This is a genomic window from Streptomyces sp. NPDC020379 (assembly GCF_044387105.1).
Lineage (GTDB): Bacteria > Actinomycetota > Actinomycetes > Streptomycetales > Streptomycetaceae > Streptomyces.
On record NZ_JBIRVR010000001.1, the window covers coordinates 1 to 24,978 of the forward strand.

Annotated in this window: 28 protein-coding genes and 1 rRNA gene; 9 read left to right on the forward strand and 20 right to left on the reverse strand. The window is 71.2% G+C overall.

The features are described from left to right. Together ACH427_RS00005 and ACH427_RS00010 are read right to left on the reverse strand one after the other, a co-directional pair. Positions 1-92, reverse strand: a 16S ribosomal RNA gene (locus ACH427_RS00005); the annotation flags it as partial. A gap of 589 nt (positions 93-681) precedes the next feature. After that, entirely contained in the window at positions 682-1,332 is a 651-nt protein-coding gene (locus ACH427_RS00010) for a DNA-3-methyladenine glycosylase (RefSeq protein ID WP_398867046.1), read from the reverse strand. 62 nt (positions 1,333-1,394) lie between these two features. Here ACH427_RS00010 and ACH427_RS00015 point away from each other — a divergent pair, with 62 nt between their 5' ends. Continuing rightward, positions 1,395-2,177 carry a sporulation protein gene (locus ACH427_RS00015; RefSeq protein WP_398867047.1) on the forward strand — a complete coding sequence of 261 codons (783 nt, stop codon included), beginning with the start codon at positions 1,395-1,397 and terminating at the stop codon, positions 2,175-2,177. A 62-nt stretch (positions 2,178-2,239) separates the two neighbouring features. Here the strand turns inward: ACH427_RS00015 and ACH427_RS00020 are convergent, their stop codons facing one another. Together ACH427_RS00020 and ACH427_RS00025 are read right to left on the reverse strand one after the other, a co-directional pair. Then, on the reverse strand, positions 2,240-2,671 hold the full coding sequence (locus ACH427_RS00020; RefSeq protein ID WP_398867048.1) for a barstar family protein: 432 nt from the start codon (positions 2,669-2,671) through the stop codon (positions 2,240-2,242). Then, a complete protein-coding gene (locus ACH427_RS00025; protein WP_398867049.1) occupies positions 2,668-3,147 on the reverse strand; it encodes a ribonuclease domain-containing protein in 480 nt (159 codons plus the stop codon). The genes ACH427_RS00020 and ACH427_RS00025 overlap by 4 nt, the downstream gene beginning before the upstream one ends. 82 nt (positions 3,148-3,229) lie before the next feature. On the opposite strand from ACH427_RS00025, the gene ACH427_RS00030 reads away from it, so the two are divergent. Beyond that, complete coding sequence (locus ACH427_RS00030; RefSeq protein WP_398867050.1) at positions 3,230-3,769, forward strand: YbhB/YbcL family Raf kinase inhibitor-like protein; 540 nt, start codon at positions 3,230-3,232, stop codon at positions 3,767-3,769. A gap of 361 nt (positions 3,770-4,130) precedes the next feature. Further along, complete coding sequence (locus ACH427_RS00035) at positions 4,131-4,640, forward strand: HNH endonuclease (protein ID WP_398867051.1); 510 nt, start codon at positions 4,131-4,133, stop codon at positions 4,638-4,640. Between the two features lie 50 nt (positions 4,641-4,690). Here ACH427_RS00035 and ACH427_RS00040 read toward each other — a convergent pair whose 3' ends face one another. The 4 genes from ACH427_RS00040 to ACH427_RS00055 form a co-directional block, all read right to left on the reverse strand. Then, entirely contained in the window at positions 4,691-5,464 is a 774-nt protein-coding gene (locus ACH427_RS00040; RefSeq protein ID WP_398867052.1) for a sulfite exporter TauE/SafE family protein, read from the reverse strand. A 122-nt stretch (positions 5,465-5,586) separates the two neighbouring features. After that, positions 5,587-6,543: an SPFH domain-containing protein gene (locus ACH427_RS00045; RefSeq protein ID WP_398867053.1), complete on the reverse strand. Its 957-nt coding sequence runs from the start codon at positions 6,541-6,543 to the stop codon at positions 5,587-5,589. 147 nt (positions 6,544-6,690) lie between these two features. Then, the gene (locus ACH427_RS00050; RefSeq protein WP_398867054.1) at positions 6,691-7,113 is read right to left on the reverse strand and encodes an NfeD family protein; all 423 of its coding nucleotides are present in this window, start codon (positions 7,111-7,113) and stop codon (positions 6,691-6,693) included. A 69-nt stretch (positions 7,114-7,182) separates the two neighbouring features. Next, positions 7,183-7,974, reverse strand: a complete 792-nt coding sequence (locus ACH427_RS00055) for an ABC transporter ATP-binding protein (RefSeq protein ID WP_366007904.1) — start codon at positions 7,972-7,974, stop codon at positions 7,183-7,185. A gap of 123 nt (positions 7,975-8,097) precedes the next feature. Between ACH427_RS00055 and ACH427_RS00060 the strand changes: the two genes are divergently transcribed. Beyond that, the gene (locus ACH427_RS00060) at positions 8,098-8,892 is read left to right on the forward strand and encodes a hypothetical protein (RefSeq protein ID WP_398867055.1); all 795 of its coding nucleotides are present in this window, start codon (positions 8,098-8,100) and stop codon (positions 8,890-8,892) included. Positions 8,893-8,966: 74 nt separating this feature from the next. Here the strand turns inward: ACH427_RS00060 and ACH427_RS00065 are convergent, their stop codons facing one another. The 4 genes from ACH427_RS00065 to ACH427_RS00080 all read right to left on the reverse strand — a co-directional run bounded on the left by ACH427_RS00065 (position 8,967) and on the right by ACH427_RS00080 (position 11,581). After that, positions 8,967-9,221, reverse strand: a complete 255-nt coding sequence (locus tag ACH427_RS00065) for a chaplin (RefSeq protein ID WP_398867056.1) — start codon at positions 9,219-9,221, stop codon at positions 8,967-8,969. 179 nt (positions 9,222-9,400) lie between these two features. Continuing rightward, positions 9,401-9,637 (reverse strand): chaplin, encoded by a 237-nt coding sequence (locus ACH427_RS00070; protein WP_398867057.1) that lies wholly within the window; start codon positions 9,635-9,637, stop codon positions 9,401-9,403. A 152-nt stretch (positions 9,638-9,789) separates the two neighbouring features. Beyond that, positions 9,790-10,443 carry a response regulator gene (locus ACH427_RS00075; RefSeq protein WP_398867058.1) on the reverse strand — a complete coding sequence of 218 codons (654 nt, stop codon included), beginning with the start codon at positions 10,441-10,443 and terminating at the stop codon, positions 9,790-9,792. Continuing rightward, positions 10,436-11,581, reverse strand: a complete 1,146-nt coding sequence (locus ACH427_RS00080) for a GAF domain-containing sensor histidine kinase (protein ID WP_398867059.1) — start codon at positions 11,579-11,581, stop codon at positions 10,436-10,438. The genes ACH427_RS00075 and ACH427_RS00080 overlap by 8 nt, the downstream gene beginning before the upstream one ends. Before the next feature lie 204 nt (positions 11,582-11,785). Between ACH427_RS00080 and ACH427_RS00085 the strand changes: the two genes are divergently transcribed. Both ACH427_RS00085 and ACH427_RS00090 read left to right on the forward strand, forming a co-directional pair. After that, positions 11,786-12,487 carry a nitroreductase family protein gene (locus ACH427_RS00085; protein WP_398867060.1) on the forward strand — a complete coding sequence of 234 codons (702 nt, stop codon included), beginning with the start codon at positions 11,786-11,788 and terminating at the stop codon, positions 12,485-12,487. A 343-nt stretch (positions 12,488-12,830) separates the two neighbouring features. Further along, positions 12,831-13,544 (forward strand): transglycosylase SLT domain-containing protein, encoded by a 714-nt coding sequence (locus tag ACH427_RS00090; RefSeq protein ID WP_398867061.1) that lies wholly within the window; start codon positions 12,831-12,833, stop codon positions 13,542-13,544. 79 nt (positions 13,545-13,623) lie between these two features. Here the strand turns inward: ACH427_RS00090 and ACH427_RS00095 are convergent, their stop codons facing one another. Continuing rightward, positions 13,624-16,224, reverse strand: coding sequence for an FHA domain-containing protein (locus ACH427_RS00095; protein WP_398867062.1), 2,601 nt, complete (start codon positions 16,222-16,224; stop codon positions 13,624-13,626). Between the two features lie 220 nt (positions 16,225-16,444). On the opposite strand from ACH427_RS00095, the gene ACH427_RS00100 reads away from it, so the two are divergent. Together ACH427_RS00100 and serB are read left to right on the forward strand one after the other, a co-directional pair. Next, positions 16,445-18,106 carry a streptophobe family protein gene (locus ACH427_RS00100; RefSeq protein WP_398867063.1) on the forward strand — a complete coding sequence of 554 codons (1,662 nt, stop codon included), beginning with the start codon at positions 16,445-16,447 and terminating at the stop codon, positions 18,104-18,106. Between the two features lie 83 nt (positions 18,107-18,189). Then, positions 18,190-19,422 (forward strand): phosphoserine phosphatase SerB, encoded by a 1,233-nt coding sequence (gene serB / locus ACH427_RS00105; protein ID WP_398867064.1) that lies wholly within the window; start codon positions 18,190-18,192, stop codon positions 19,420-19,422. Positions 19,423-19,711: 289 nt separating this feature from the next. Here serB and ACH427_RS00110 read toward each other — a convergent pair whose 3' ends face one another. From ACH427_RS00110 to ACH427_RS00125, 4 genes are all read right to left on the reverse strand, one after another. After that, positions 19,712-20,230, reverse strand: coding sequence for a SixA phosphatase family protein (locus ACH427_RS00110; RefSeq protein WP_398867065.1), 519 nt, complete (start codon positions 20,228-20,230; stop codon positions 19,712-19,714). Positions 20,231-20,308: 78 nt separating this feature from the next. Further along, entirely contained in the window at positions 20,309-20,512 is a 204-nt protein-coding gene (locus tag ACH427_RS00115; RefSeq protein ID WP_398867066.1) for a hypothetical protein, read from the reverse strand. Positions 20,513-20,677: 165 nt separating this feature from the next. Further along, positions 20,678-20,800 carry an SGM_5486 family transporter-associated protein gene (locus ACH427_RS00120; protein WP_361528238.1) on the reverse strand — a complete coding sequence of 41 codons (123 nt, stop codon included), beginning with the start codon at positions 20,798-20,800 and terminating at the stop codon, positions 20,678-20,680. A gap of 41 nt (positions 20,801-20,841) precedes the next feature. Next, a complete protein-coding gene (locus ACH427_RS00125; RefSeq protein WP_398867067.1) occupies positions 20,842-22,134 on the reverse strand; it encodes a CynX/NimT family MFS transporter in 1,293 nt (430 codons plus the stop codon). Between the two features lie 39 nt (positions 22,135-22,173). Here ACH427_RS00125 and ACH427_RS00130 point away from each other — a divergent pair, with 39 nt between their 5' ends. After that, on the forward strand, positions 22,174-22,845 hold the full coding sequence (locus tag ACH427_RS00130; RefSeq protein ID WP_398867068.1) for a FadR/GntR family transcriptional regulator: 672 nt from the start codon (positions 22,174-22,176) through the stop codon (positions 22,843-22,845). Between the two features lie 3 nt (positions 22,846-22,848). Here the strand turns inward: ACH427_RS00130 and ACH427_RS00135 are convergent, their stop codons facing one another. From ACH427_RS00135 to fabG, 3 genes are all read right to left on the reverse strand, one after another. Beyond that, the gene (locus ACH427_RS00135) at positions 22,849-23,181 is read right to left on the reverse strand and encodes a hypothetical protein (protein ID WP_398867069.1); all 333 of its coding nucleotides are present in this window, start codon (positions 23,179-23,181) and stop codon (positions 22,849-22,851) included. Positions 23,182-23,328: 147 nt separating this feature from the next. Continuing rightward, complete coding sequence (fabI, locus tag ACH427_RS00140) at positions 23,329-24,099, reverse strand: enoyl-ACP reductase FabI (RefSeq protein ID WP_398867070.1); 771 nt, start codon at positions 24,097-24,099, stop codon at positions 23,329-23,331. A 5-nt stretch (positions 24,100-24,104) separates the two neighbouring features. Beyond that, positions 24,105-24,824: a 3-oxoacyl-[acyl-carrier-protein] reductase gene (gene fabG, locus ACH427_RS00145; RefSeq protein ID WP_366007512.1), complete on the reverse strand. Its 720-nt coding sequence runs from the start codon at positions 24,822-24,824 to the stop codon at positions 24,105-24,107. Between the last annotated feature and the right edge of the window lie 154 nt (positions 24,825-24,978).

Consider the following 24,978-nt stretch of genomic DNA (forward strand, 5'->3'; position numbering starts at 1 on the left):
AATCCACCACCGAAGCGGCTTCATCGTTCGACTTGCATGTGTTAAGCACGCCGCCAGCGTTCGTCCTGAGCCAGGATCAAACTCTCCGTGAATGCCTACCGGGCTGCGTTTAATTAAAAACTGCCGGTCACACTCGCGTTGAGCGGCACAGCCAGGCGGAATAAGCCCGGCCATGCACAGCGTCCTCGCTGTGTTGTTGCCTGTCAGCCCCGAAGGACCAGCAGGACTTTCAAAGGAACCGCGTCCCGGCCACGAAGGCCAGGGACGGGGTGTTTTATAGTCTGGCGTTGACTTTTGGCACGCTGTTGAGTTCTCAAGGAACGGACGCTTCCTTTGTACTCACCCTCTCGGGCTTTCCTCCGGGCGCTTCCCTTCGGTATTTCGTGTTTCCAACCTTACCAGATCCGTTTTCCGTTCCGTTCCCGGTTCGGAATTCATTTCCGGCCCCCTGTTGGAGCGGGGTTTCGCCTTCCGGCGTGTCCACTACTTTAGCGGCTTTCCCGTGCGGCTCCTAATCGAGCCGATCGAGTCTTATTTCGGCACAGCGAAATAAGACCCCGATCCGGGGTGATCCTCGTCAGTAGTGGTGGTGCCGCCCACCGGTCCGCGCACAAGGCGCCGTCCGTCTCAAGCGGCTCGGGCTACGTTAGGTCTTCCGCGGCCCGGAGTCAAGCACCGTTCCTATGTGTCCCTCTTGCCCCGGTGGCGCGGCACATGTGCGCGGTAGGGACTGACCGTCGGGTCGCCGTCCGCCCAGAAGCGCCACGGGTGGGTCGCGCCTTCGCCGCCCACTCCCGTCCGGGGGCCGCTGCGCAGCCGGCCGGGGTGGATCGGGTGGCCTGTGAGGAGGGCCAGCGGTGCGTCGGGGCCCGCGCAGAGATCGGCGCCGTTGAGGCTGCGGTCGACGTCGAGCGCCGTGGCCAGGCGTGCCGGGCCCTGGGCGAGTTCGCGGTCCTTCCGTGCCTTCGGGCGTCGCTCGCGGGCGAGCTCCGCGCCCTTGAGCACCTCGCCGGCCCGCAGCAGCACTCCGCTCGCCGTGCCCTCCGGGCCGCAGACGAGGTTCAGGCTGAACCACATGCCGTAGATGAAGTAGACGTACGCATGACCCGGGGGTCCGAACATCGCGGCGTTCCGCTCGGTACGGCCGCGGTAGGCGTGCGAGCCGGGGTCCGCCTGGCCCGCGTATGCCTCGACCTCCGTGATGCGGAGCTCGATCGATCCGGCTGGGCTGGTCCGTACGAGGGTGCGGCCGAGCAGGTCAGGGGCGACCTCCAGCACGGGACGGTCGAAGAAGTGCCGGGCGATCGGCATACGGTCAGGCGCGGCGATCATGCTGATCGAGCGTACTGGAAGGGCCCGTGACACGGGCGGGCTCGGGGAGGAAGAAGAGGGGCATGGGGTTCAAGAAGCTGCTGGCGAGTCTGGGGGCCGGGGGTGCTTCGGTCGAGACGGTGCTGTTCGAGGAGAACGTCCTCCCCGGCGGGGTCGTCCAGGGCGAGGTGCGGATCGAGGGCGGTTCGGTCGCGCAGCGGATCCAGGGGCTGTCCGTGGGGCTCCAGGCCCGGGTGGAGGTCGAGGGTGGCGAGGAGGAGCACGAGAAGGACGTCGAATTCACCCGTGTGCGGCTGGGTGGCGCCTTCGAGGTGCAGGCCGGTGCGGTGCACGTGGTGCCGTTCGGGCTGGAGGTGCCCTGGGAGACGCCGGTGACGACCTTCCTGGGGCGGCATCTGACCGGTATGCGGGTCGGTGTCACCACTCATCTGGCGATCGCCCGGGCCGTGGACTCCAGCGACCTGGATCCGGTGCACGTGCATCCGCTCCCCGCTCAGCAGGCGATCCTCGACGCGTTCGGCCGGCTGGGCTTCGCGTTCAAGAGCGCGGATCTGGAGCAGGGCCACCTCTCCGGGACGCGGCAACGGCTGCCCTTCTATCAGGAGATCGAGTTCCGGGTGCCGTCGCAGTACCGCGGTCTGGAGGAGGTCGAGCTGTCGTTCGTCGCGGACGACCGCGAGATGGATGTGGTGCTGGAGATGGACAAGAAGTCCGGGCTGTTCAGCGAGGGCAGTGACACGTACCGCTCGTTCACCGTCGACCTGTCGTCGTACGGACAGACGGACTGGGCCGCCTACCTCCACCAGTGGCTCGCGGAGGTCGGCGGCCGGCGCAACTGGTTCTGACCAGGGCCGCCGCCCGCGCCGTACGGGCCGGAAGGAGAGCGGTCCGTACGGCGGGTGCGAGGTCAGCCGAGCAGGACCGCCAGGGGTGACTCGCCGTCGGCCCAGTAGTCGACGGCGTCGCCGAGGACCGCCTCCGCCGTGCGGGCGTCCTTGGGGGCCGCCTCGCGGAAGGCGTCCCAGCCCTCCACGAGGAGGAGGTAGCCGCGGGCCTTGCTCTCGTCGCGCCACCAGGAGAGGTCGGTGAGGCAGTCGGCGAGGGCGTCCCAGTTGTGGCCGAACCACTGGGGGAAGTCGAGGGCGGTCGCGCAGCGGTCGAGGAAACCGGCCTTGCCCGTCACTCCCCCCAGCGGCACGGTGGCCATCCGCCAGTCGGCCTCGGCGGCGAGCGAGATGACGCGGGAAGCGGTCTCGGTGGGCGGCAGCCGGTAGAGCCCCGGCGGGACGGTGCCGATGAAGAGGCCGGTGAGGCCGGGTGCGGGCAGTGGGCCGGTCATGGTTTTACCACCGCTTCGAAGGTCTCGTAGTGGTCGCCGGTGTAGAAGCGCTCGGCGTGGTTCCCGGTGATGATGCGGCGCGCGCCGCGGGTGCGGGAGCCGGGGGTGGGGACGGTGTACTCGTGGTAGTAGCCGCGGGCCTGCTTCGGCAGCCGGTTCTCGTAGTTGCCGAAGACGGTGCCGTCCTTGTCGTACGGGAAGGGGCCGCCCTTGTCGATGAGTTCGAGGGTCTTGCGGGCCTCGGCGGGCAACCGGTCCGGGGTGATCGTCCGCATGCCCTTCGCCCAGGCGGGGGCCCCGGCGGAGCCCGGGGTGTCACGCGCCGGGCTCGCGGTCGAGGTCGTCTTCCCGCTCTTGTGGCCGCCGGACGAGCAGGCGGGCAGCAGGAGCAGGGGCAGAGCGGCGAGGAGGGCGGTCAGCGCGCGCAGGGCGCGCCCGGCCGGTCGTCGGCGGGGGAGAAGAAGCTGTCGGAGCACACTCCGTATGGTCGCAGCCCGCGCGGGCCGTGCCTGGTTAGGCTGGCGGCTTCATCGTCCGCGCGTACAAGGAGGCACCGAAGTGCCCGAGCAGAAGCGACCGCCGCTCCCCCATGAATTCCACCCGCCGGTGGCCTCGTTCACGGTGGTGAGCGATGATCTGACGCCCGGTGGGACGCTGGGCGACGCCCAGGTCTTCTCCGGGGGCAATCTCTCGCCGCAGCTGCGCTGGGAGGGGTTTCCGGAAGGCACGAAGAGCTTCGCCGTGACGTGCTTCGACCCGGACGCGCCGACCGGCAGCGGCTTCTGGCACTGGGTGCTGTTCGACCTTCCGGTGTCGGTGACGGAGCTGCCCGCCGGGGCGGGGAGCGGTGAGCTGAAGGGGCTGCCCGAGGGCGCCGTCCACGCGCGCAACGACTACGGCACGCGGGACTTCGGCGGTGCCGCTCCGCCGCCCGGCGACGGCTCGCACCGCTACGTGTTCACGGTCTACGCGGTGGACAAGGAGAAGCTGGGCCCGGACGCCGACGCGTCGCCCGCGGTCGTGGGCTTCAACCTGCGCTTCCACACCCTGGGCCGGGCGCAGTTGATCGGGGAGTACGAGGCGCCGGCCGCCGGCTGAGGCCCGTACCGGCGGGGACCGACCGGAAAATCCGTTGCGCCCCGCCGCCCCGGCTCGCACAGTGGTGCATGGCTGACGGCTCCGCATGGCCGTCGGGCAGTGGACACCGCAGTGGCGGGGGCGGCGGGGCGCGCGTGCGCCGGCCGCCTGCCGGAGTCCGGCATCGCGCCGGGCGGCCGCGTCCGCTGTCGTACGCTCCGGGCCCTGTGACACACGGGGGAAGGGTCCGGAGCGTTCCCCCCTTTTCCCTCGCGCTTCAACTCCCTTTCACCGCACCGAAATTACGTTGTCTCCCGATCTGTCCAGGGGCACAGTTGAGCCATCTTTGCCGCTGGGGCGGGGACGGGCCGGGAGGTGTGCGATGCGGGAGACGTTGGTGCTCAATGCGAGTTTCGAGCCGTTGGCGACGGTGTCGCTGCGGCGTGCGGTGGTGCTCGTGCTCCAGGGCAAGGCCGTGGTCGAGCAGGCGCGGCCAGGACGGCGGGTCCGGGCGTCGGCGGTCGAGGTGCCGGTGCCTCAGGTGATCAGGCTGTGCCGGTACGTACGGGTCCCGTTCCGAAGACGGGCTCCGTGGTCGCGGCGCGGGGTGCTGGTGCGGGACGGGCACCGGTGCGCGTACTGCGGCCGGCGGGCGACGACGGTGGACCACGTGGTGCCGCGCTCGCGCGGGGGCGAGGACAGCTGGCTGAACACGGTCGCGGCGTGCGCGGAGGACAACCACCGCAAGGCGGACCGTACGCCGGAGCAGGCGGGGATGCGGTTGCTGGCCGCGCCGTTCGAGCCGACCCCGGCGGACGCGCTCGTGCTCGCGCTGGGCGCGCGGGAGGGGTTGCCGGAGTGGCTGGCGGGCCGGGTGGCGGTGTCCGTCTGAGCGGTGCGGGGCCGGGGGGGGATTGTCCCCCCGGCCCCGCACCGTTTTCGTCAGTGCTTCAGCAGCATCTGCACGATGGCCACGACGCCGACCACGACGATGACGCCGCGCAGCGCGGTGGGCGGCAGGCGGCGCCCGATCCTGGCGCCCAGCTGGCCGCCGAGGGTGGAGCCGACGGCGATGAGGAGCACGGCGGTCCAGTCGAAGTCGGCGACGAAGAGGAAGAAGAGCGCGGCGACGCCGTTGACGACGACGGCGAGGACGTTCTTGAGGGCGTTGACGCGCTGGAGGTCGTCGCGGAGCAGCAGGCCCATCAGGGAGAGGTAGAGGACGCCCTGGGCCGCGCCGAAGTAGCCGCCGTAGGCGCTGGCCAGCAGGAGGCCGAGGAGGAGGGCGACGCCGCCCTCGGTGGGGGCGTCGGCGGTGCCGTTGCGTTCGCGGCGGCGGGCGAGCGCCCGGGCGAGCCGGGGCTGGAGGACGACGAGGATCAGTGCGAGGCCGATGAGGGCGGGCACGATCGTGTCGAAGGCCCTGGAGGGGAGCGCGAGCAGCAGGATCGCTCCGGCGAGGCCGCCGATCAGGGCGGTGAGACCGAAGCGCAGGACGCGGCGGCGCTGGCCGCGCAGTTCGCGGCGGTAGCCGATGGCGCCGCTGACATTGCCGCTGACGAGGCCGAGGGTGTTGGAGACGTTCGCGGTGATCGGGGGGAGTCCGGCGGCGAGGAGCACCGGGAAGGTGAAGAGGGTGCCGGAGCCGACGATGGTGTTGATGGTGCCCGCGCCGATGCCCGCGGCGAAGATCGCGAGTGCTTCCCAGATGGACAAGGCCATCTCCTTCATGGTCAGTGTGTCGCCTCCCCGCCCTGAGGGGGTCGAGGGGCCTTACTGATCATGCAGGAAGGGTCCGGCGTCCGTCGAGGGTCGCTGACCTGGCGCGGATCCGGGCGTCAGTCGATGGGCGGCTGCTCCCGGCGGGGGGTCTCCTTGGTGACCTTCGGGCCCTGGCCGCCGCCGGAGCGCGAGGGACCCATGGGGCCGAAGTTCCCGACGGCGCCGCTCAGGCCCTTGAGCGCGTCGCCGATCTCGCTGGGCACGATCCAGAGCTTGTTGGCGTCGCCTTCGGCGATCTTCGGCAGCATCTGGAGGTACTGGTAGGAGAGGAGCTTCTCGTCGGGGTCGCCGGCGTGGATGGACTCGAAGACCGTGCGGATCGCCTGGGCCTCACCCTCGGCACGCAGGGCGGCGGCCTTGGCCTCACCCTCGGCACGCAGGATCGCGGACTGCTTCTCTCCCTCGGCGGTCAGGATCTGGGACTGCCGGATGCCCTCGGCGGTGAGGATCGCGGCGCGCTTGTCACGGTCGGCGCGCATCTGCTTCTCCATCGAGTCCTGGATGGAGGTGGGCGGCTCGATCGCCTTGAGCTCGACTCGGTTGACGCGGATGCCCCACTTGCCGGTGGCTTCGTCGAGCACGCCGCGCAGAGCCGCGTTGATCTCCTCACGGGAGGTCAGGGTCCGCTCCAGGTCCATGCCACCGATGATGTTGCGCAGGGTGGTGACGGTGAGCTGCTCGATGGCCTGGATGAAGCTGGAGACCTCGTACGTCGCGGCGCGCGCGTCGGTCACCTGGTAGTAGATGACGGTGTCGATGTTGACGACGAGGTTGTCCTGGGTGATCACCGGCTGCGGCGGGAACGGCACGACCTGCTCGCGGAGGTCGATGCGGTTGCGGATGGAGTCGATGAAGGGGACGACGATGTTCAGACCGGCGTTGAGGGTCCGGGTGTAGCGGCCGAAGCGCTCGACGATCGCGGCGCTGGCCTGTGGGATCACCTGGACCGTCTTCATGAGGGCGATGAAGACGAGCACCACCAAGATGATCAGGACGATGATGATCGGTTCCATCGTGGCTCCCCGTGCCTGTCGGTGTTGATCTCTCCGGTGAAGTCTTTCAGAACGCGGCGGCGCCGTGCAGGTAATGAGGGCATATCAAGCCGTGCGCGGCTCGTTTCCGGGTGTGCCCCGCCGTCGCGCGGGGGCGGTCGGCGGCGGTCACAGCACGAGGGCCGTCGCGCCGTCGATCTCGACGACGTCCACCTGCTGGCCCGCCTCGTAGCTGCGCTCGGCGTCGTAGGAGCGCGCGGACCAGATCTCGCCGGCGAGCTTGATGCGGCCGCCGTTGCCGTCGACCCGCTCCAGGACGATCGCCTGGCGACCCTTCAGGGCGTCGACGCCGGTCTCCAGAGCGGGGCGCTGGGAGCGGTGGCGGTTGGCGATCGGGCGGACGACGGCGATGAGGGCGACCGAGACGACGGCGAAGACGACAAACTGGCTGACGGCACCGCCCCCGAGCCGGTCGGTGACGGCGGCGGCCACGGCTCCGACGGCGAGCATGCCGAACTCGGGCATCGCGGTGACGACGAGCGGAATGCCCAGTCCGACGGCGGCGACCAGCCACCACACCCATGTGTCCACGTGTTCATGGTAGGCGTGGCGGCGGCCGCCGGACAGTGCGCGGGGACGGGCGCGCGGTGGGACGGGGGGTCAGGAGAGGGGCAGACCCTGGGCCGTCCAGCGCTGTCCCTGACGCTCGACGACCAGGGGGAGGCCGAAGCAGTGGGAGAGATTGCGGGAGGTGAGCTCGAGCTCGACGGGGCCCGCGGCGAGCACCTTGCCCTGACGGATCATCAGGACGTGGGTGAAGCCCGGCGGGATCTCCTCGACGTGGTGGGTGACCATGAGCATCGAGGGCGCGAGGGGGTCGCGGGCGAGGCGGCCGAGGCGGCGCACGAGGTCCTCGCGGCCGCCCAGGTCGAGGCCCGCGGCGGGCTCGTCGAGGAGCAGCAGCTCGGGGTCGGTCATCATCGCGCGGGCGATGAGGGTGCGCTTGCGCTCGCCCTCGGAGAGGGTGCCGAACTTCCGGTCCAGATACTCCGTCATGCCGAGGACGTCGAGGAAGGCGCGGGCGCGCTGCTCGTCGACCTCCTCGTAGTCCTCCTGCCAGGTGGCCGTCATGCCGTAGGCGGCGGTGAGGACCGTCTGCAGGACGGTCTGGCTGCGCGGCAGCTTGTCGGCGAGGGCGATACCGGCCACGCCGATGCGGGGGCGGAGCTCGAAGACGTCGACCGCGCCGAGCTTCTCCCCCAGGACCTTGACGGTGCCCGTGGTGGGGAAGAGATAGCTGGAGGCGACATTGAGGAGGGTGGTCTTGCCGGCGCCGTTGGGGCCGAGGATGACCCAGCGCTCCCCTTCCTTGACCGACCAGGAGACCTGGTCCACCAGAGCCCGGCCCTCGCGGACCACGGATACGTCCACCAGTTCCAGCACTTCGCTCATGAGCGCGTTGTCTCCCATTGCAGTGTCGTCGTCGCTTGCGCCTGTAAGGCCAAGCCCCCAGGGACAGCCCCCAGGGAAGAACTTACGCCACCCGTTGTCGGTGCCGGTCCTTAGGCTGGGGCCATGCTCGACGAACACCGTTCAGGACGGCTCACTGCGTGGGGAAATGCCCTCATTGCCGGATTCACCTCTCCCGATGACGCCGCGCACCGGATCACGGGTGACGACGCCGTGCACCGCGTCACCGGTCTGCCCGGGGAGTCCGGGCCGGTCGGTCTGACCCTGGCTCTCGGCCGGCTCCGCGCGCTCGGGGCGACGGGGCTGCGCCTCGCGCTGCCGGTGCCCGGCCATCCGCTGGGCCTCAGCGGGCCGCCGGAGTTCAACGCACGGGCCCTGGAGGCCGAGGAGGCCGTCATCGCCTGCGGTGCCGCCCTGGGCCTGGTGCCGGAGGTCCACGAGGCGGGCCCGGCCGGTGATGTGCACGTGGAGGTGGTGTGGCACTGCCTGCCCGTGCGCGAGGCCCCGCCCGCGGACGTGCCCTCGCTGGGCGAGGCCGAGCGGGAGCTGGCGGAGGCGCTGCGCGACGCGACCGAGGCGCTCACCCGGCTGGATGTGGCGGGCTCGGGCCCGGTGGCCCAGGCGGCGTTGGAGGCGTATCGCGCACGGGCCGAGCGGGGCCGCGAGGTGCTCGCTCCCGGATATCCGCCGCGCGCGGTGCGGGTGCTGGAGCTGGCGCAGCGGGTGGGCGCGCTGATCTCGATCGCGTACGCGCCGGGGGACGGCGGGGGCCGTGAGCACGGCGGCGCGGTCAGCGCGTCGGAGATGACGGCGCGGGCACAGGCGCTGCGCCCGGTGGAGCGGGTCGCCCGGCGGGCACAGGTGGCGGCGTACAACGCGATGGTCGAGCGGCGGGTCTGAAAGACCCTGAGGACAGCGGAGAGGCCCCGCGAGGATCGCGGGGCCTCTCCGGCCCTGAGTCGGCGCGCGTCGGATCAGGAGTTGACGCAGGTGTTGCCGAACGTCGGGTTCAGGATCGCGAGCAGGATGTCGATGGAGTTGCCGCAGACGTTGAGCGGCACCTGCACCGGGATCTGGATGACATTGCCGGAGACGATGCCGGGCGAGCCCTTGGCGACGCCGTCGGCGAAGGAGCCGTCGAAGTCGTGGGCGCCGGCGGCGCCGACGGAGGCGCCGAGCGCCATGCCCGTCGCGGCCAGGACGAGGGCAACCTTCTTGGCACTGTTCATGGAGGGGTCTTCCTTCTGCTGATGTCCTTGACGACCCCAGCCGCGGGGTCGCGTAGATATGAACGCCAGCGCACCGCCGATGGCACGGCCATCGGCGGTGTTTGCCCTCATTCGGACGAGTGATCGCCCCCGTCTGCCCGGGCCCGCAGCCGCGCGGATCCGGGCAGACGATACGTCGATTACTTGTTGACGCAGAGGTTCCCGGACGCCGGGTTGAGGAAGCCCACCACGTTGACGGTGTCACCGCACACGTTGGCGTCCACGCCGACCGGCGCCTGGATGACGTTGCCGGCGACGACACCGGGGGAGTCCTTCGCCTCGCCGTGGGCCTGGTTGGCGGAGGCCGCACCGGCGCCCGCGAAGGCGAGACCGCCGAGGGCGATCGTGACGGCAGCGACCTTCTTCATGTTCTTCACTCTTCTGATGACCTTCCTGAAACGTTGCCACGGCCAGCCGCCGCGGTACGCCATGGAAAACGGGTCACGGACGGTCAGGTTGCGGGACCAGGTGGACCACCACACGACCGTATGAATCTCTGATCTGAAGACGACGTTCCGGTTACCCGCGATCAGGCTCCGATGCCATGCCGGACCGCCCACAGGGCCGCCTGGGTGCGGTCGGCGAGGTCCAGCTTCATCAGGATGTTCGACACGTGGGTCTTGACAGTCTTCTCGGACAGGACGAGGGCGCGGGCGATCTCGCGGTTGGACCGGCCGTCGGCGATCAGGGCGAGCACCTCCCGCTCGCGCTCGGTGAGCGCGTTGCCTCTCCCCTGGCCGTTGCCCGCTTCCTCCTGGGACAGCAGGGCGCCCGCCACCTCGGGCTGCAGCAGGACGTGCCCGGCGTGCACGGACCTGATCGCACCGGCGAGGGCCTCGGGGTCCACGTCCTTGTAGACATAGCCCGCCGCGCCGGCCCGCAGGGCGGGGATCACGGTCCGCTGCTCGGTGAAGCTGGTGACGATCAGCACCCGGGCGGGGTTGTCGAGCTCCCGGAGCCTGCGGAGCGCCTCGATGCCGTCGGTGCCGGGCATCTTCACGTCCATGAGGACGACGTCGGGGCGCAGCTCCTCGGCCCGCTCCACGCCCTCGGCGCCGTCGGCGGCCTCCCCGACCACCTCGATGTCGTCCTGGACCTCCAGGAACGTCCGCAGGCCCCGGCGGACCACCTGGTGGTCGTCGACCAGCAGCACCCGGATCCGGATCACTCTTTCCTCAGCCACCTGGCACCTCCATCTCGATCGCGGTGCCCTTCCCGGGCGCCGAGGTAACGGTCAGACTGCCGCCGACACCGGCCGCCCGGTCGCGCATGGACACGAGTCCGAGGTGGCGGCCCGCCCGGCGGACGGCGCCGGGCTCGAAGCCGCGCCCGTCGTCGGTGACGCACAGCCCGGCGCCCTGGCCGACCCGGGTGAGGGTGACGTCCACATGCTCGGCGCCGGAGTGCCGCAGGGCGTTGTGCAGGGCCTCCTGGGCGACGCGCAGCAGGGCCTCCTCCTGGGCGGCCGGCAGGGCCCGTACGCCGTGGGCGGCGAAGGTGACGCGGGCCGTGTGGGCCCGGTCCAGGACCTGGACCTGGGTGCGCAGGGTGGCGACGAGCCCGTCCTCGTCGAGGCCCGCGGGGCGCAGCTCCACCACGGCGGCGCGCAGCTCGTCGGCGGCCTCGGCGGCGAGCCGGGCCACCTCGTGCAGCTCGTCCTTGGCACGTGCGGGGTCGCGGTCGACGAGCGCGGTGGCGGCCTGGGCGGTCAGGCGCAGGGAGAAGAGCTTCTGGGCCACGGCGTCGTGCAGCTCGTGGGCGAGGCGGGCGCGCTCCCCGGCGATGGTGAGCTCGCGGCTGCGTTCGTAGAGCCGGGCGTTGGTGAGGGCTATGGCGGCGTGCTGCGCGAGGACCCCGAGGAGCTCCTCGTCCTCCGTGGTGAAGGCGCAGCCGCCGGCCGGCTTGGGACACCTCTTGTTGGCGAGGAAGAGGGCGCCGAGGATCTCCTCGCCGTCGGCGACGGGCATGCCGATGAAGTCGCTCATGTCGGGGTGGGCCTCGGGCCAGCCCTCGAAGCGGGGGTCCTCGCGGACGTCGCCGAGGCGCTGCGGGGTGGCGTCGTGGAGCATCGCGGCGAGGATGCCGTGCTGCCGGGGCAGTGGCCCGATGGCCTTCCACTGCTCCTCGCTGACGCCGTCGACGACGAACTGGGCGAAGCCGCCGTGGTCGTCCGGCACGCCGAGCGCGGCGTACTCGGCGTCCAGGAGTTCGCGGGCGGAGACGACGATCGTCTTGAGGACGTCGCGCACCTGGAGGTGCCTGCTCATGGCGAGGAGTGCGGTACTCACGGCGGTGAGGCCGGAGCGTGGGCCGGTGGTCATGTGGTCACGGTACCGAGGTGGGTCAGGGGGCGTATCGGACCCTCGGAGGCCCGGGCCCCGGACCCGCGGCCTAAGTCGGAGGTCCCGGGCCGCCCCCGATCCGCCCTGGCCGGCCCCTGATCCGGCCCGGTGGACACGGAGAGGGCGGCGGGCGATTTCCGCGATCCGCCCCGCACGGCCGCCGTCCCGGACCAGACTCGGAGCATGTCTATACCAACGACACAGTGGACACCGACCCACGGCGATCCCTACCGGCCGGTGCCCTATCGCCCCGAGCGGATGCCCGCCGCCGAGTCCCTGGCCCGCGCCGCCGAGCTGCGCGAGCGGATGGACGGGCGCAGGACCGTACGGCAGTTCTCCACGGACCCGGTGCCGGAGCAGGTGGTCAGGGACGCGATCGCGTGCGCGGCCACGGCGCCCTCCGGGGCGCACCAGCAGCCGTGGACGTTCGTCCTGGTGAAGGACCCCGAGGTGCGGCGGCGGATCCGCGCGGCCGCCGAGGAGGAGGAACGGATCTCCTACGACGGGCGGCTGGGCGAGGAGTGGCTGGCGGCGCTGCGGCCGCTGGGCACGGACGAGGTCAAGCCGCACCTGACGGACGCGCCCGCCCTGATCGTCGTCTTCCAGCAGCGGTACTGGCTGGGCGCGGACGGTGACAAGCGCAAGCACTACTACGTGGACGAGTCGGTGGGCATCGCGGTCGGGATGCTGCTGTCGGCGCTGCACCTGTCGGGGCTGGCGGCCCTGGTGCACACGCCGAGCCCGATGCGGTTCCTGTCCGAGGTGCTGGGGCGGCCGGTGAACGAGAAGGCGTTTGCGGTGATTCCGGTCGGGTATCCGGCCACGGACTGCGAAGTGCCGGACCTGGTCCGCAAGAGCCTGGACCAGGTGCTGGTGGAGATCTGAGCAAACGATCACATACGCAAAGCTCCAGGGTGCTCACACCGGGTGAGGCGCGACTGCCCCCGGTGTGAGCCCCGGCATAGGACGCAGATCACCTACGACCCGGACTAGTGGATGTGTAAGGCCGCCGTAAGCGGGTAGCCGGGGCGATTCCGCCCTGTTCCGGCACCCCCGCGCGAGCCCCTCCGCAACGAAGCCGGGTAGTACGTCACACCTTTGCCACAGCATTTTGCGGCCGCTAACAATTGCCCAGTCGCAGGGCGCCGTCGATCGAGACGCGGCGCTCATTCGAACGCGCCGATCCGGGCCACTGCGACTCAAGCGATTGGAAGAGGTTCAGCTCAGCATGCGCTCCCCCATCTCCGGCTATAGCCGTCTGACGAAGGTCCACAAGTTCTCCGCCGCCGGCATCGCCGCAGCGGGTGTCGCAGCCCTGGCGTTCGCGGCCGTCCCCGGCGGCAAGGCCGACGCCGACACCCAGTCGATCGCGGTCAAGCCCGTCGCGTGGAGCGCCTCCGCCCTCGGCGTGCAGGACCAGCAGGAGCAGCTCGGCAAGCAGTCGGACAACGCCGCCAAGCTGGCGAAGAGCGAGGCCGAGGCCAAGCAGAAGGCCGAGGCCGACGCCAAGGCGAAGGCCGACAAGGAGCGGGCCGACAAGGAGGCCGCGAGCCGCTCCGAGGAGCGCAAGCCGGTCCAGGCCGCCCCCGCCCCGGCCCCGGCCCCCGCGAAGAAGACCTACGCGAACAACCTCGACGGCTGGATCACCGAGGCGCTCGACATCATGCGCGCCAAGGGCATCCCCGGCACCTACGACGGCATCAAGCGCAACATCATGCGCGAGTCGACGGGCAACCCCCAGGCGATCAACAACTGGGACTCCAACGCCGCCGCGGGCATCCCCTCCAAGGGTCTGCTCCAGGTGATCGACCCGACCTTCAAGGCGTACCACGTCGACGGCACCTCCTGGGACATCTACGACCCGGTCGCCAACATCACCGCCGCCTGCAACTACGCGGCCAAGGTGTACGGCTCGATGGACAACGTCAACTCCGCCTACTGAGCGGCCTCGACGGACAGCACGAACGCCGAAGGGCGGCACCCGGTCCGGGTGCCGCCCTTCGGCGTTCGTGGAGGTGGCGTTACTTGCGCATGACCTCGGGCTCGTGGCGGCGCAACAGCCGGACGACCGCGAAGCCGCAGAGGACGCCGAGGGCGATGAGGACGACGACGTCGATGCCCCACTGGCTCGCGGTGTGCGCCCACAGCGGGTCGACGTTGTTGCGGTCGTTCTTGTCCATCGGCGCCATGATGTGCGACAGGTCCAGCGTCGCGGCGAGGCCGCCGATGGCCCAGCGGGCCGGCATCAGCCAGGCGAACTGCTCGATGCCGGGCGAATCGTAGATCTTGAACATGATGCCGGTGAAGACGACCTGGACGATCGCGAACATCACCAGCAGCGGCATGGTCTTCTCGCTGGTCTTCACCAGGGAGGAGATCACGAGGCCGATCATCATGCAGGTGAAGCCGAGCGCGGTGATCACGAGGCAGAGCTCGACCGCGGGCACGGATGTGAGGATCAGGCCCTGCTCGGGCAGCTTGCGGACCGAGAAGCCGATGGCGCAGATGAGGACGGCCTGCACCGCGGTGATCGCGCCGAGGACGACGACCTTGGACATCAGATACGCGGAGCGGGACAGGCCGACAGCGCGTTCCCGTTCGTAGATGACCCGTTCCTTGATCAGCTCGCGCACGGAGTTGGCGGCTCCGGAGAAGCACATGCCGACCGCGAGGATCAGGATGATCGTGCCGGCGTCCTGGTTGAAGTGGCCCTTGTCCGGGGGCGCGAGGCCGTAGTCGGCGGGGATCACACAGCTCACCCCGCCGAGCACCGCGGGCAGGACCAGCATCAGGCCCATGAAGCCGCGGTCCGAGGCGATGACCGAGATATACCGGCGCATCAGGGTCCACAGCTGGGAGCCCCAGCTCTGCGGCTTGGGCGGGCGGACCATCTGCGGCTGGACGTGTACGGACTGCGGGGCGACGGCGTCGATGTCCGCGGCGTACATCTGGTAGTGCTGCGAGCCGCGCCAGCGGCCCGACCAGTCGTAGTCGCGGTAGTTCTCGAAGGCGGAGAAGACGTCCGCCCAGGTGTCGTAGCCGAAGAAGTTGAGCGCCTCCTCGGGCGGCCCAAAGTAGGCGACGGAGCCGCCCGGCGCCATGACCAGCAGCTTGTCGCAGATGGCGAGTTCGGCGACGGAGTGGGTGACCACCAGGACCGTGCGGCCGTCGTCGGCGAGGCCGCGGAGCAGCTGCATCACATCGCGGTCCATGCCCGGGTCGAGGCCGGAAGTGGGCTCGTCCAGGAAGATCAGTGACGGCTTGGTGAGCAGCTCCAGGGCGACGGAGACGCGCTTGCGCTGACCGCCGGAGAGGGAGGTGACCTTCTTCTCCGCGTGGATGTCGAGCTTGAGCTCGGTCAGCACCTCGCCTATCCGGGCCTCGCGCTCGGAGGCCGCGGTGTCGCCGGGGAAGCGGAGCTTGGCCGCGTAGCGCAGCGCCTTACGGACGGTGAGTTCCTTGTGCAGGATGTCGTCCTGCGGGACCAGACCGATGCGCTGGCGCAGCTCGGCGAACTGCTTGTAGAGATTGCGGTTGTCGTAGAGGACGTCGCCCTCGTTGGCCGGGCGGTAGCCGGTGAGCGCCTTGAGCAGGGTGGACTTGCCGGAGCCGGACGGGCCGATGACGGCGATCAGGGACTTCTCGGGGACGCCGAAGGAGACGTCCTTGAGGATCTGCTTGCCGCCGTCGACCGTGACCGTCAGATGGCGGGCGGAGAAGGAGACGTCGCCGGTGTCGACGAACTCCTCCAGCCGGTCGCCGACCAGGCGGAAGGTGGAGTGGCCGACACCGACGATGTCGTGGGGGCCGATGAGCTGCCGGCTGACCGGCTGGCCGTTGACATAGGTGCCGTTGTGGCTGCCGAGGTCGACGATCTCGAAGCGGCCGTCACCGGTGGCCCGGAACTCGGCGTGGTGCCGGGAGACCTGGAGGTCGGAGACGACCAGCTCGTTCTCCAGGGCACGGCCGATGCGCATCACACCGCGGCCGACGGCCATCTGGTGGAAGCTGGTCGGGCTGCGGTCGCCGTAGACCGGCGGGTTACCGCCGCCCTGCGGCGGGGTGCCACCGTGCGCCGGCGGCTGCTGCGCGGGCTCCGGCGCCTGCTGCGGGATGTACGCCTGCTGCTGGTGGTGCGCCTGCTGCTGGTGCTGCTGCCAGGCGTCCTGCCCTTGCTGCTGGTAGGGGGGCTGCTGCCAGCCGGCCCCGGGCTGCTGGTGATGCGGCGGCTGGTGATGCGCCGGAGCCTGCGGGGCGGCCATCGCGGTCTGCGCGCTGTAGAGATCCGGGGCGGGAGCTCCGACACCGGCACCGGCACCGGCGGCGGCGAGATTCAGCCGCGGGCCGTCCGTCGCGTTGCCCAGGTGCACGGTCGAACCTGGGCCGATTTCCATCTGGTGGATCCGCTGCCCCTGCACGTATGTGCCGTTGGTGCTGCCGTGGTCCTCGATGACCCAGCCGCGCCCGCCCCACCGCACCGTGGCGTGCCTCCATGAGACGCGAGCGTCCTGCAAGACCATGTCACCCTGCGGATCGCGCCCCAAGGTGTACGACCGGGACGGATCGAGCGTCCAGGTCTGTCCATTCAATTCCAGTACGAGTTCCGGCACTCCATGCCCCACTACTTGTCCCCCGATGAGCCCCCTGCACAGGGAGTCTAGGGATGGCGAACATCGGGAGGAACTATTTCAGGCACAGTCCCCGAACCGAAAGTCGGGGACGGGCGCGACCCCTCGACGAGCGCCGTTGACGGACCCGAAACACACCCTGAGAGTGGTTACCACCACGGATACGCACGGATCATGCGGATCCGGGCAGCGCGGCGGGATCGGGGGGTCCGTGATGATCGGGAAAAGGCGTGGGCGCAGGATCGGCCCTCTCTCCGCGGCGGAACTGATTCTTACCTCAATAGCCACTGTGAGCTGGGCTTTTCTCGCTATGGCGGGAATTGCGGCACTCGGGCTGCATTTACTCGGTGCGGATACGGCGGGTGCATTGGGTCCGATGACCGCGGCCGCCGTCGTACTCGCGGTGGGCGGCTCCGTCACTCCTTCGGGCGATCTCGAAGCCTTCGGTCTGAAGGGCGCGGCGGCGCACAGCGCCATCGAAATCGCGCCACTGGGCGTGAGCCTGGCGGGCGCGCTCCTGCTGGGCCTGGTCTTCGCGCGGTCGCTGCGCACCGCCGGTGCCACGGTGCCGCCGCGCGAACTCGCCCTGCGGGCGGGCACGGTGGCGGTGCTCTTCCTGCTGCTGCTCGGCGGGCTGGCCTGGGTGGGCTCGGACACGGTCACGATCGACGGCAGCGGGCTCGGCCTCGGTGGCACGAACGGCGGTGGTGGCCTGGTGATCCCGGGGCTCGGGGACATCGGGAACATCGGCGGCGGGCTGCCGGACCGGCTCGCCGGGCTGGCGCGGGCCAAGGCGTCGGTGGGCTTCTCCGTGCGGACCGGCCCCTCGCTGCTCGGCGGGGCGGTGTGGGTGCTCGGCGTCCTGCTGATCACCGTGCTGGCCGCCCGGCGCGCACCGCTGCCGCGCCGCTGGGAAGTGCTGCACCGGGGCGTGCGCCCGGCGGTCTCGGCGCTGTGCACGGTGCTGGTCCTCGCGGTCGGCGCGGGGCTGGCGGCGGCGGTCTACGCGGCGACGGTCGACGCCCACGCCGGGCGGGTGCTGGGCGCGGCGCTGCTCGGGACGCCGAACGGGGTGTGGCTCGGGGTGCCGCTGGGGCTCCTGGTCTCCTGGCGGGGCACGGCCACCGGCGCGCTCGTGCAGGTGCTGCCGTCGCCGCTGGACGACCTGCTCAACGCCAAGGCCGACGAGCCGGTGAACCTCGGGCGGCTCGCGGAGCTCGACAGCCGGGTGTGGCTGCTGGGGTTCGCCTGCGCGCTGCTGATCCTCGCGGCGGGGGTGCTCACCGCGGTCCGCACGCCCCGGGGCGAGCTGGGCCTCCTGGCCTTCGCGGGGCGCTGCGCGGTGTCACTGGGCGTGGCGACCGCGCTCGCGCTGCCGCTGCTGGTGCTGGCGACCCGCGTCAGGGCGGACGCCGGGCTGTCGGTCCTGGGCTTCGACGCCGCCGGGGCGGGCCTGGAGCTGACGGGCAACGCTCCGATGGCCCTGGGCCTGGGCGCGCTGTGGGGCACGGCCGCCGGGGCGGCCGGGGGCCTGCTGGCCTGCGCGGTGGGGGCGGCGGGACGGCGCGCGGTGCGGCCCGGCGGCAGCGGGCGCGCGAGCGCTCGTACGTACCCTGACCTGGCTTACCTGCCGGGCCCTTACCACCCTTCGCCGGTCCACCGGCCCGCGCGGGACGAAACGAATCCGTACCAGCGGGAGCCAGGGAATCCCCAGGCCGACAGCCCCTACACCGCGCCGACGCAGCCGGCGATGCCCAAGCCACCGCCTCGGCCGCGCCGGGGGTACGGCTACGGTGCGCCCGCCCCCGGAGAGGGCCCGCCGCCTCCGGGACGGCCGCCCGGCGCCCCGCCCGGGCGGCCGGACGGAAAGAGTTAACGCGCCGTAGTCCCGTTCTTCGCCGTCCGGTCGGCGGGACAGGTGTACGGATCCCCCGCGGGGCCGGATACGGTGGGAGCACCATGAGCGCATCGCAGACCTCGCCTGCCACCGCCGTCACCGGCGATGACGAACCCACCCTCCTCGTCAAGATCTTCGGGAAGGACCGGCCGGGCATCACCGCCGGGCTGTTCGACACGCTCGCCGCGTTCGCCGTCGACGTCGTCGACATCGAGCAGGTCGTCACCCGGGGGCGCATCACCCTCTGCGCGCTGGTCACCGCCCCGTCGGGCGGGGGGCCGATGGAGGGTGAGCTGCGGGCGACGGTGCACAGTTGGGCGGATTCGCTGCACCTCCAGGCGGAGATCATCTCGGGCCGGGGCGACAACAGGCCGCGTGGCATGGGGCGTTCCCATGTCACGGTGCTCGGCCACCCGCTGACCGCGGAGTCGACGGCCGCGATCGCGGCCCGGATCACCGGCACGGGCGGCAACATCGACCGCATCTTCCGGCTCGCCAAGTACCCCGTCACGGCAGTCGAGTTCGCCGTCTCCGGCGCGGAGACCGAGTCCCTGCGGACCGCGCTGGCCATGGAGGCCGCGGCGCGTGGGGTGGATGTGGCGGTCGTGGCGGCCGGGCTCCAGCGGCGGGCGCAGCGCCTGATCGTGATGGACGTCGACTCGACGCTGATCCAGGACGAGGTCATCGAGCTTTTCGCGGCGCACGCCGGGTGCGAGGCGGAGGTCGCGGAGGTGACCGCGCAGGCGATGCGCGGCGAGCTGGACTTCGAGCAGTCGCTGCACGCCCGGGTGGCGCTGCTGGCCGGGCTCGACGAGTCCGTGGTGGACAAGGTACGGGCCGAGGTCCGGCTCACCCCCGGCGCCCGCACCCTGATCCGTACGCTCAAGCGGCTCGGCTATCAGGTGGGCGTGGTCTCCGGCGGGTTCACCCAGGTCACGGACGATCTGCGGGAGCGGCTCGGCCTGGACTTCGCCTCGGCGAACACCCTTGAGGTCGTCGACGGCCGCCTGACCGGCCGGGTCACCGGCGAGATCGTGGACCGCGCCGGCAAGGCCCGCCTCCTGCGCCGCTTCGCCGCGGAAGCAGGGGTTCCGCTCGCGCAGACGGTGGCGATCGGTGACGGTGCGAACGATCTGGACATGCTGAACGCGGCGGGGCTGGGGGTGGCCTTCAACGCGAAGCCGGTGGTGCGGGAGGCTGCGCATACGGCGGTGAATGTGCCGTTCCTGGACACGGTGCTTTATCTGTTGGGCGTGACGCGGGAAGAGGTTGAGGCGGCGAACACGCACGAGTGATGGTGCGGTTGGGGGGTGCGGGTCTGTGGCGCCTGCGGCGGGCTTTTTCCGCAGCCCCGCCCCTTCCCGAAACCTGGGCTACGCGCCCCGGACGCCCAGCAACACGGCTTCGCCGCGTTGCCCTCAAAGGCCGGAGGGGCTGGATGTGCGGACCGTAGCCGGCACACTCAGCCCGTCCGGCGATTGAGGACGCGCCCGAAGGGCGCTGGGGTTCCGGGGGTCTCCCCCGGTTTCGGGAAGGGGCGGGGCAGGGGGACAAGCGCCGCAGGCGGCAGCGCGCCCTCACCCACTACGTATGCGGCGGCCAGAAATCCGTCAAGCGGCACGCACCGAGTTCGACCGACTTCCACGAGCCCGTGAGCGTGAGTACCGCGATCGACGCCGTCGGGAACGCCGTCCGGTTCAGGCGCGCGAGCGCGTCACCCTCCGCGCTTCCCGCGAGCGCGTCCGCCAGGCCGTGCATGCCGGGGTTGTGGCCCACGAGCAGCAGATCCGCCACATCGTCCGGCGTCTCGTTGATCACGGCGATGAGCTCGCCGACCGACGCCTCGTACAGCCGGTCCTCGTAGACCGTGCGCGGACGCTGCGGCAGCTCGTGGACGGCGAGCTTCCATGTCTCGCGGGTGCGGGCGGCGGTGGAGCAGAGGACCAGGTCGGGGATGATGCCGGCGGAGGCGAGCCGGCGGCCGGCGATCGGGGCGTCCTGGCGGCCGCGGTCCGCCAGCGGGCGGTCGTGGTCGTCGACGTCAGGCCAGTCGGCCTTGGCGTGGCGGAGAAGGACGATCCTGCGAGTCGGTTCGGCGCTCATGCTTTCCAGCTTCGCATGAAAAGAGCGGCGAGGCGCGGGGTGTTGGGAGGCCGTTCCCCCCTCGGTGGCACGTGCGAGCTACCCGCCGAGCGTGCGCTGGACGAAGTCGGCGACGCGAGCGACCGAGGCCATCGCGCCGCTCGTCTCGTGGGCCTCCGACGACGCGGGCGAGGCCAGCACGAGGAAGAGGGCCACGAAGGCCACTGCCGGGAGCAGGAGGCCCCACCACGGCAGTTTGGTCTGCACGGGGCCGTGCGTCCGGTGCTTCGTGCCGGCGGACATGGGATTCTCCTCCGCGTAGGTCCGTGGGTCACCGCGCCTCGCGGTGTCCTACGAACCTACGGAGAACGGCGTCCCGCTCCCATCCGGTGAACCACCCACTTACCCCTGAGCAGGCCCCCCTAGGGGACGGGGGTTAGCCCCCCTCTCCCGCGGGAGACCGCGGGGTCAGGGCGAGGCGAGGGTCGCGATCACCGCGATGACGACGGTGATCGCGAGCATCGCGCCGAGGATGGCGAGAAGCGTCTTCTGGCCGTTCTTGGGATTCGGGTCGAGCACGGGCTGCTGCATTCCACCAGTGTCGCACCCCCGCCCGGCGGCTTTCGGCCGGGTCAGATCTCGTCCTCCACCGTGCGGTCGCGGCCCGCCAGCACACCCGCCACGATCTGAGGCACCATCAGCGATGCCATCAGGGCGATCGGCCAGTTCCAGCCACCGGTGGCGCCGTTGAGCCAGCCCACGAGCAGGGGCCCGGGGATGGAGATGAGATAGCCGACGCTCTGGGCGAAGGCCGACAGCCGTACGACGCCCGCGCCGGTGCGCGCCCGCATGCCGATCATGGTGAGGGCCAGCGGGAAGGCGCTGTTGGAGATGCCCAGCAGCACCGCCCACACCCATGCCCCGCCCGCCGGGGCCAGCCACAGGCCCGTGTAGCCGGACAGCCCGAACACGGCGAGGACGACGACCAGGACCCCCTGGTGGGAGAGGCGGGCGGCGACGCGCGGGAGGATGAAGGACAGCGGTACGCCCACGACCATCGTCAGGGCGGAGATCAGACCGGCGGTGGAGGCGGAGACCCCGGCGTCCCGGAAGATCGCCGGGAGCCAGCCCATGACGATGTAGGCGCCGGTGGCCTGGAGGCCGAAGAAGATGCCCAGCGCCCAGGCGGTGGGGCTGCGGGTGATGCTCGTGCCGACGGCGGCGGGCGCGGCGCCGGGCGCGGGAGCGGCGTCCTCGCCCGTACGCCCGCGGGCACTGATCGCCAGCCAGGTCAGCGCCGCGACGGCGGCGAGCACGGCCCAGGAGAGGAGGCCGAGCCGCCAGCTGCCGCCCAGCGCGTGGGTCAGCGGCACGGTGACGGCCCCGGCGATGCCCGCGCCGCCCGCGACGGCCATGGAGTAGAGGCCGGTCATCGTCCCCACCCGGTCGGGGAACCAGCGCTTGACGACGACCGGCATGAGGACGTTGCTCACAGCTATGCCCGCGAGCGCGAGGGCGCTCAGGACGAGGAAGCCGGGGACCCCGCCGAGGAAGGGCCGCAGCACCAGTCCGGCGGCGATGGCCGTCATCCCGGCGCAGACCACCGCGGCCGGCCCCCAGCGCCTGGCCAGCCGGGGCGCGGCGAGGCCGAAGAGGGCGAAGCACAGCGCGGGCACGGACGTGAGCAGCCCGGCGAGCGCGCCGCCCATGCCGAGCCCGGCCCGGACCTCCTTCATCAGGGCGCCGAGGCTGGTGACGGCGGGGCGGAGGTTGAGTGCGGCGATGACGAGGCCGGCCGCGAGGAGCCTGGCGTGCCAGCCGGCGGGGGCGCGCCCGGCAGCCGGGGCAGGCTCGGGGGTGTCGGGGGCCGGGGTCGGTGCGGCGGTGCCCGCCGTCGTGACTTCTTCGTCTGCCGTGTGTGCCATAGCGGCATCATAGAATCATGGGATGAATGGAGCACGACAATGCCGTTGACCTCTCCTCGCCGCTCCCCGCTCGTCGACCAGGTGATCGCGGAGCTGCGCAACCAGATCACGTCCGGCGAGTGGCCGGTCGGCTCGCGCATCCCGACCGAGCCCGCGCTCGTGGAGCAGCTGGGCGTGGCCCGCAACACCGTGCGGGAGGCCGTGCGCGCCCTGGCGCACAACGGCCTGCTGGACATCCGCCAGGGCTCGGGCACCTATGTCCTCGCCACCAGCGAGCTCGCCGGGGTGATGAACCGCCGCTTCGCGCAGGCGGATCCGCTGCATGTGGCGGAGCTGCGCTGCGCCCTGGAGACCCAGGCGGCCCGGCTGGCGGCCCGCAGGCGCACCGAGCAGGACCTCGCGCAGCTGACGGCGCTGCTGGAACGGCGCGAGGAGGCGTGGCGCTCCCGGGACGCGGAGCGGTTCGTGGAGGCCGATGCCACGCTGCACACGGCGGTGGTCTCGGCGGCGCACAACGAGGTGCTGGCGGAGGTGTACGCGGATCTCGGCGGGGTGCTCCGCCAGTTCCTGCGCGCGGACGTCGGCACCGACATGAAGCCCGAGGGGCTGGCCGATCACGGCAGGCTGGTGGCCGCGATCAGGGACGGTGACGAGCGGACGGCGGAGGAGGAGGCGGGCCGCTATCCGTACGGCTGCCGGGGCGTGCGCTGAGGGTCAGCCGGGGTCGTGCGTCACCCAGGCGTGGCGTATGCCCAGCCAGCAGCGCTGGGTGAGGGAGATGTGGCGGGCCGGGGTGACCTCGACGGGCGCGGTGTCCATGTCCGGGTCCCACCAGCGGAGGCACTCGATGTGCAGCTGTACACGATCGATGGTGGAGTTGCCGTTGAAGCAGTGGGCCGTGGCGTGCGAGCCCCGGATCCGGATGCCGCACTCGGCCTCCCTCGTCACGACCGGCGCGGGCGCCGCGAGGGCGGGCGGGCACACGGCACCGGCCAGGGCGGCGCCGGCGAACAGCAGGGCCGCCGTCCGGCGGAGCGGGGAGTTCATCTCCGTACCTCCTCCCGTCCCCAACAGTGTGCGGGCGACGGGCGAGGTTCTCGACTCGGGCGGTCGCTCCCCGTATGCGCATACGCGAAGGCCGCGCGGCTGTCCACCGGACGGCCGCGCGGCCTTCGTACGCCTTGGGGCCCTGGCTCAGGCGCCCATCATGTGCACGCCGCCGTCGACGTGGACGATCTCACCCGTGGTGCGCGGGAAGAAGTCCGACAGCAGACCGACGACGCCACGGCCCGCCGGCTCCGGGTCGGCCAGGTCCCAGCCGATCGGGGCGCGGTGGTTCCAGACGTCCGCGAGCTCCTCGAAGCCCGGGATGGACTTGGCGGCCATCGACTTGAGCGGACCGGCCGAGACCAGGTTGCAGCGGATGCCCTTGGGGCCGAGGTCGCGGGCGAGGTAGCGGTTGGTGGACTCCAGGGCGGCCTTGGCCACGCCCATCCAGTCGTACTTCGGCCAGGCGATCTGGGCGTCGAAGGTCAGGCCCACGATGGAGGAGCCCTCGCGCATCAGCGGGAGCAGGGCCATGGCCAGCGACTTGTAGGAGTACGCCGAGACCTGGACGGCCGTGGAGACGTCCTCCCAGGTGCCCTCGAGGAAGTTGAAGGCGCCCTGCGGGCCGAAGGCGATGGAGTGCACGATGCCGTCGAGGGCCACGCCCTCGCCGAGGTGCTCGCGCACCTTGTCGGCCAGGCCGTCGAGGTGCTCCTGGTTGCTGACGTCGAGCTCGATCACCGGAGCGGGCTTCGGCAGCCGCTTCGCGATGCGCTCGACCAGGGAGAGACGGCCGAAGCCGGTGAGGATGACCTCGGCGCCCTCGTTCTGGGCGACCTTCGCGGCCTGGAAGGCGATCGACGCCTCGGTGAGGACGCCGGTGACCAGGATGCGCTTGCCTGCAAGGATTCCACTCATGACGTTCAGTGACCCATGCCCAATCCGCCGTCGACAGGAATGACGGCTCCAGTGATGTATGCGGCCTCGTCGGAGGCGAGGAAGCGGACCGAGGCGGCGATCTCCTCGGGCTGCGCGTAGCGCGCGAGCGGCACCTGCTTCACGATGTTCGCCCGCTGCTCGTCGCTGAGCACACGGGTCATGTCGGTGTCCACGAAGCCGGGCGCGACGACGTTGACCGTGATGTTGCGGGAGCCCAGCTCGCGGCCGAGCGAGCGGGCGAAGCCGACCAGGCCGGCCTTGGAGGCGGCGTAGTTGGCCTGCCCCGCCGAGCCCATGAGGCCGACGACGGAGGAGATCAGCACCACGCGGCCCTTGCGGGCCCGCAGCATGGCCTTCGAGGCGCGCTTGACGACCCGGAAGGTGCCGGTGAGGTTGGTGTCCACCACCGAGGTGAAGTCCTCCTCGGACATCCGCAGCAGCAGCTGGTCGCGGGTGATGCCGGCGTTGGCCACCAGCACCTCGACCGCGCCCTGCTTCTCCTCGATCTCCTTGTAAGCCTGCTCGACCTGCTCCGGGTCCGTAATGTCGCACTTCACGGCGAGGCAGCCCAGCTCCACGAGCGCCTCCGGCGGCTCACCGGAGCGGTAGGTGATGGCGACCTTGTCGCCCGCTTCCGCGAACGCGCGGGCGATGGCGAGGCCGATGCCCCGGTTTCCTCCGGTGACGAGAACCGAGCGGCTCAAGGGATCACCCTTCCGTTTTCATCCATGGGTGCTGCTGACTACACCGAAACGTATCGGTAGTGGTCATCGAAGAGGGAATCGACCTGCGACAGGGGCTCGCCGCGCACACTGTTGGATCTCTACAGAAGCGGTGCTCCCCGGGCCCGGCCCGACG

What these genes read in the sequence shown, in the direction of transcription:
- ACH427_RS00090 (WP_398867061.1), top strand. Translation starts at nt 12,831, where the DNA reads ATGCGCTCCCCCATCTCCGGCTATAGCCGTCTGACGAAGGTCCACAAG.
- ACH427_RS00110 (WP_398867065.1), bottom strand. Translation starts at nt 20,230, where the DNA reads ATGAGCGCCGAACCGACTCGCAGGATCGTCCTTCTCCGCCACGCCAAG.
- ACH427_RS00135 (WP_398867069.1), bottom strand. Translation starts at nt 23,181, where the DNA reads ATGAACTCCCCGCTCCGCCGGACGGCGGCCCTGCTGTTCGCCGGCGCC.
- ACH427_RS00115 (WP_398867066.1), bottom strand. Translation starts at nt 20,512, where the DNA reads ATGTCCGCCGGCACGAAGCACCGGACGCACGGCCCCGTGCAGACCAAA.
- ACH427_RS00130 (WP_398867068.1), top strand. Translation starts at nt 22,174, where the DNA reads ATGCCGTTGACCTCTCCTCGCCGCTCCCCGCTCGTCGACCAGGTGATC.
- ACH427_RS00100 (WP_398867063.1), top strand. Translation starts at nt 16,445, where the DNA reads ATGATCGGGAAAAGGCGTGGGCGCAGGATCGGCCCTCTCTCCGCGGCG.
- ACH427_RS00080 (WP_398867059.1), bottom strand. Translation starts at nt 11,581, where the DNA reads ATGACCACCGGCCCACGCTCCGGCCTCACCGCCGTGAGTACCGCACTC.
- ACH427_RS00035 (WP_398867051.1), top strand. Translation starts at nt 4,131, where the DNA reads ATGCGGGAGACGTTGGTGCTCAATGCGAGTTTCGAGCCGTTGGCGACG.
- ACH427_RS00010 (WP_398867046.1), bottom strand. Translation starts at nt 1,332, where the DNA reads ATGATCGCCGCGCCTGACCGTATGCCGATCGCCCGGCACTTCTTCGAC.
- ACH427_RS00020 (WP_398867048.1), bottom strand. Translation starts at nt 2,671, where the DNA reads ATGACCGGCCCACTGCCCGCACCCGGCCTCACCGGCCTCTTCATCGGC.
- ACH427_RS00055 (WP_366007904.1), bottom strand. Translation starts at nt 7,974, where the DNA reads ATGAGCGAAGTGCTGGAACTGGTGGACGTATCCGTGGTCCGCGAGGGC.
- ACH427_RS00060 (WP_398867055.1), top strand. Translation starts at nt 8,098, where the DNA reads ATGCTCGACGAACACCGTTCAGGACGGCTCACTGCGTGGGGAAATGCC.
- ACH427_RS00085 (WP_398867060.1), top strand. Translation starts at nt 11,786, where the DNA reads ATGTCTATACCAACGACACAGTGGACACCGACCCACGGCGATCCCTAC.
- ACH427_RS00125 (WP_398867067.1), bottom strand. Translation starts at nt 22,134, where the DNA reads ATGGCACACACGGCAGACGAAGAAGTCACGACGGCGGGCACCGCCGCA.
- fabI (WP_398867070.1), bottom strand. Translation starts at nt 24,099, where the DNA reads ATGAGTGGAATCCTTGCAGGCAAGCGCATCCTGGTCACCGGCGTCCTC.
- ACH427_RS00045 (WP_398867053.1), bottom strand. Translation starts at nt 6,543, where the DNA reads ATGGAACCGATCATCATCGTCCTGATCATCTTGGTGGTGCTCGTCTTC.
- ACH427_RS00120 (WP_361528238.1), bottom strand. Translation starts at nt 20,800, where the DNA reads ATGCAGCAGCCCGTGCTCGACCCGAATCCCAAGAACGGCCAGAAGACG.
- ACH427_RS00015 (WP_398867047.1), top strand. Translation starts at nt 1,395, where the DNA reads ATGGGGTTCAAGAAGCTGCTGGCGAGTCTGGGGGCCGGGGGTGCTTCG.
- ACH427_RS00065 (WP_398867056.1), bottom strand. Translation starts at nt 9,221, where the DNA reads ATGAACAGTGCCAAGAAGGTTGCCCTCGTCCTGGCCGCGACGGGCATG.
- serB (WP_398867064.1), top strand. Translation starts at nt 18,190, where the DNA reads ATGAGCGCATCGCAGACCTCGCCTGCCACCGCCGTCACCGGCGATGAC.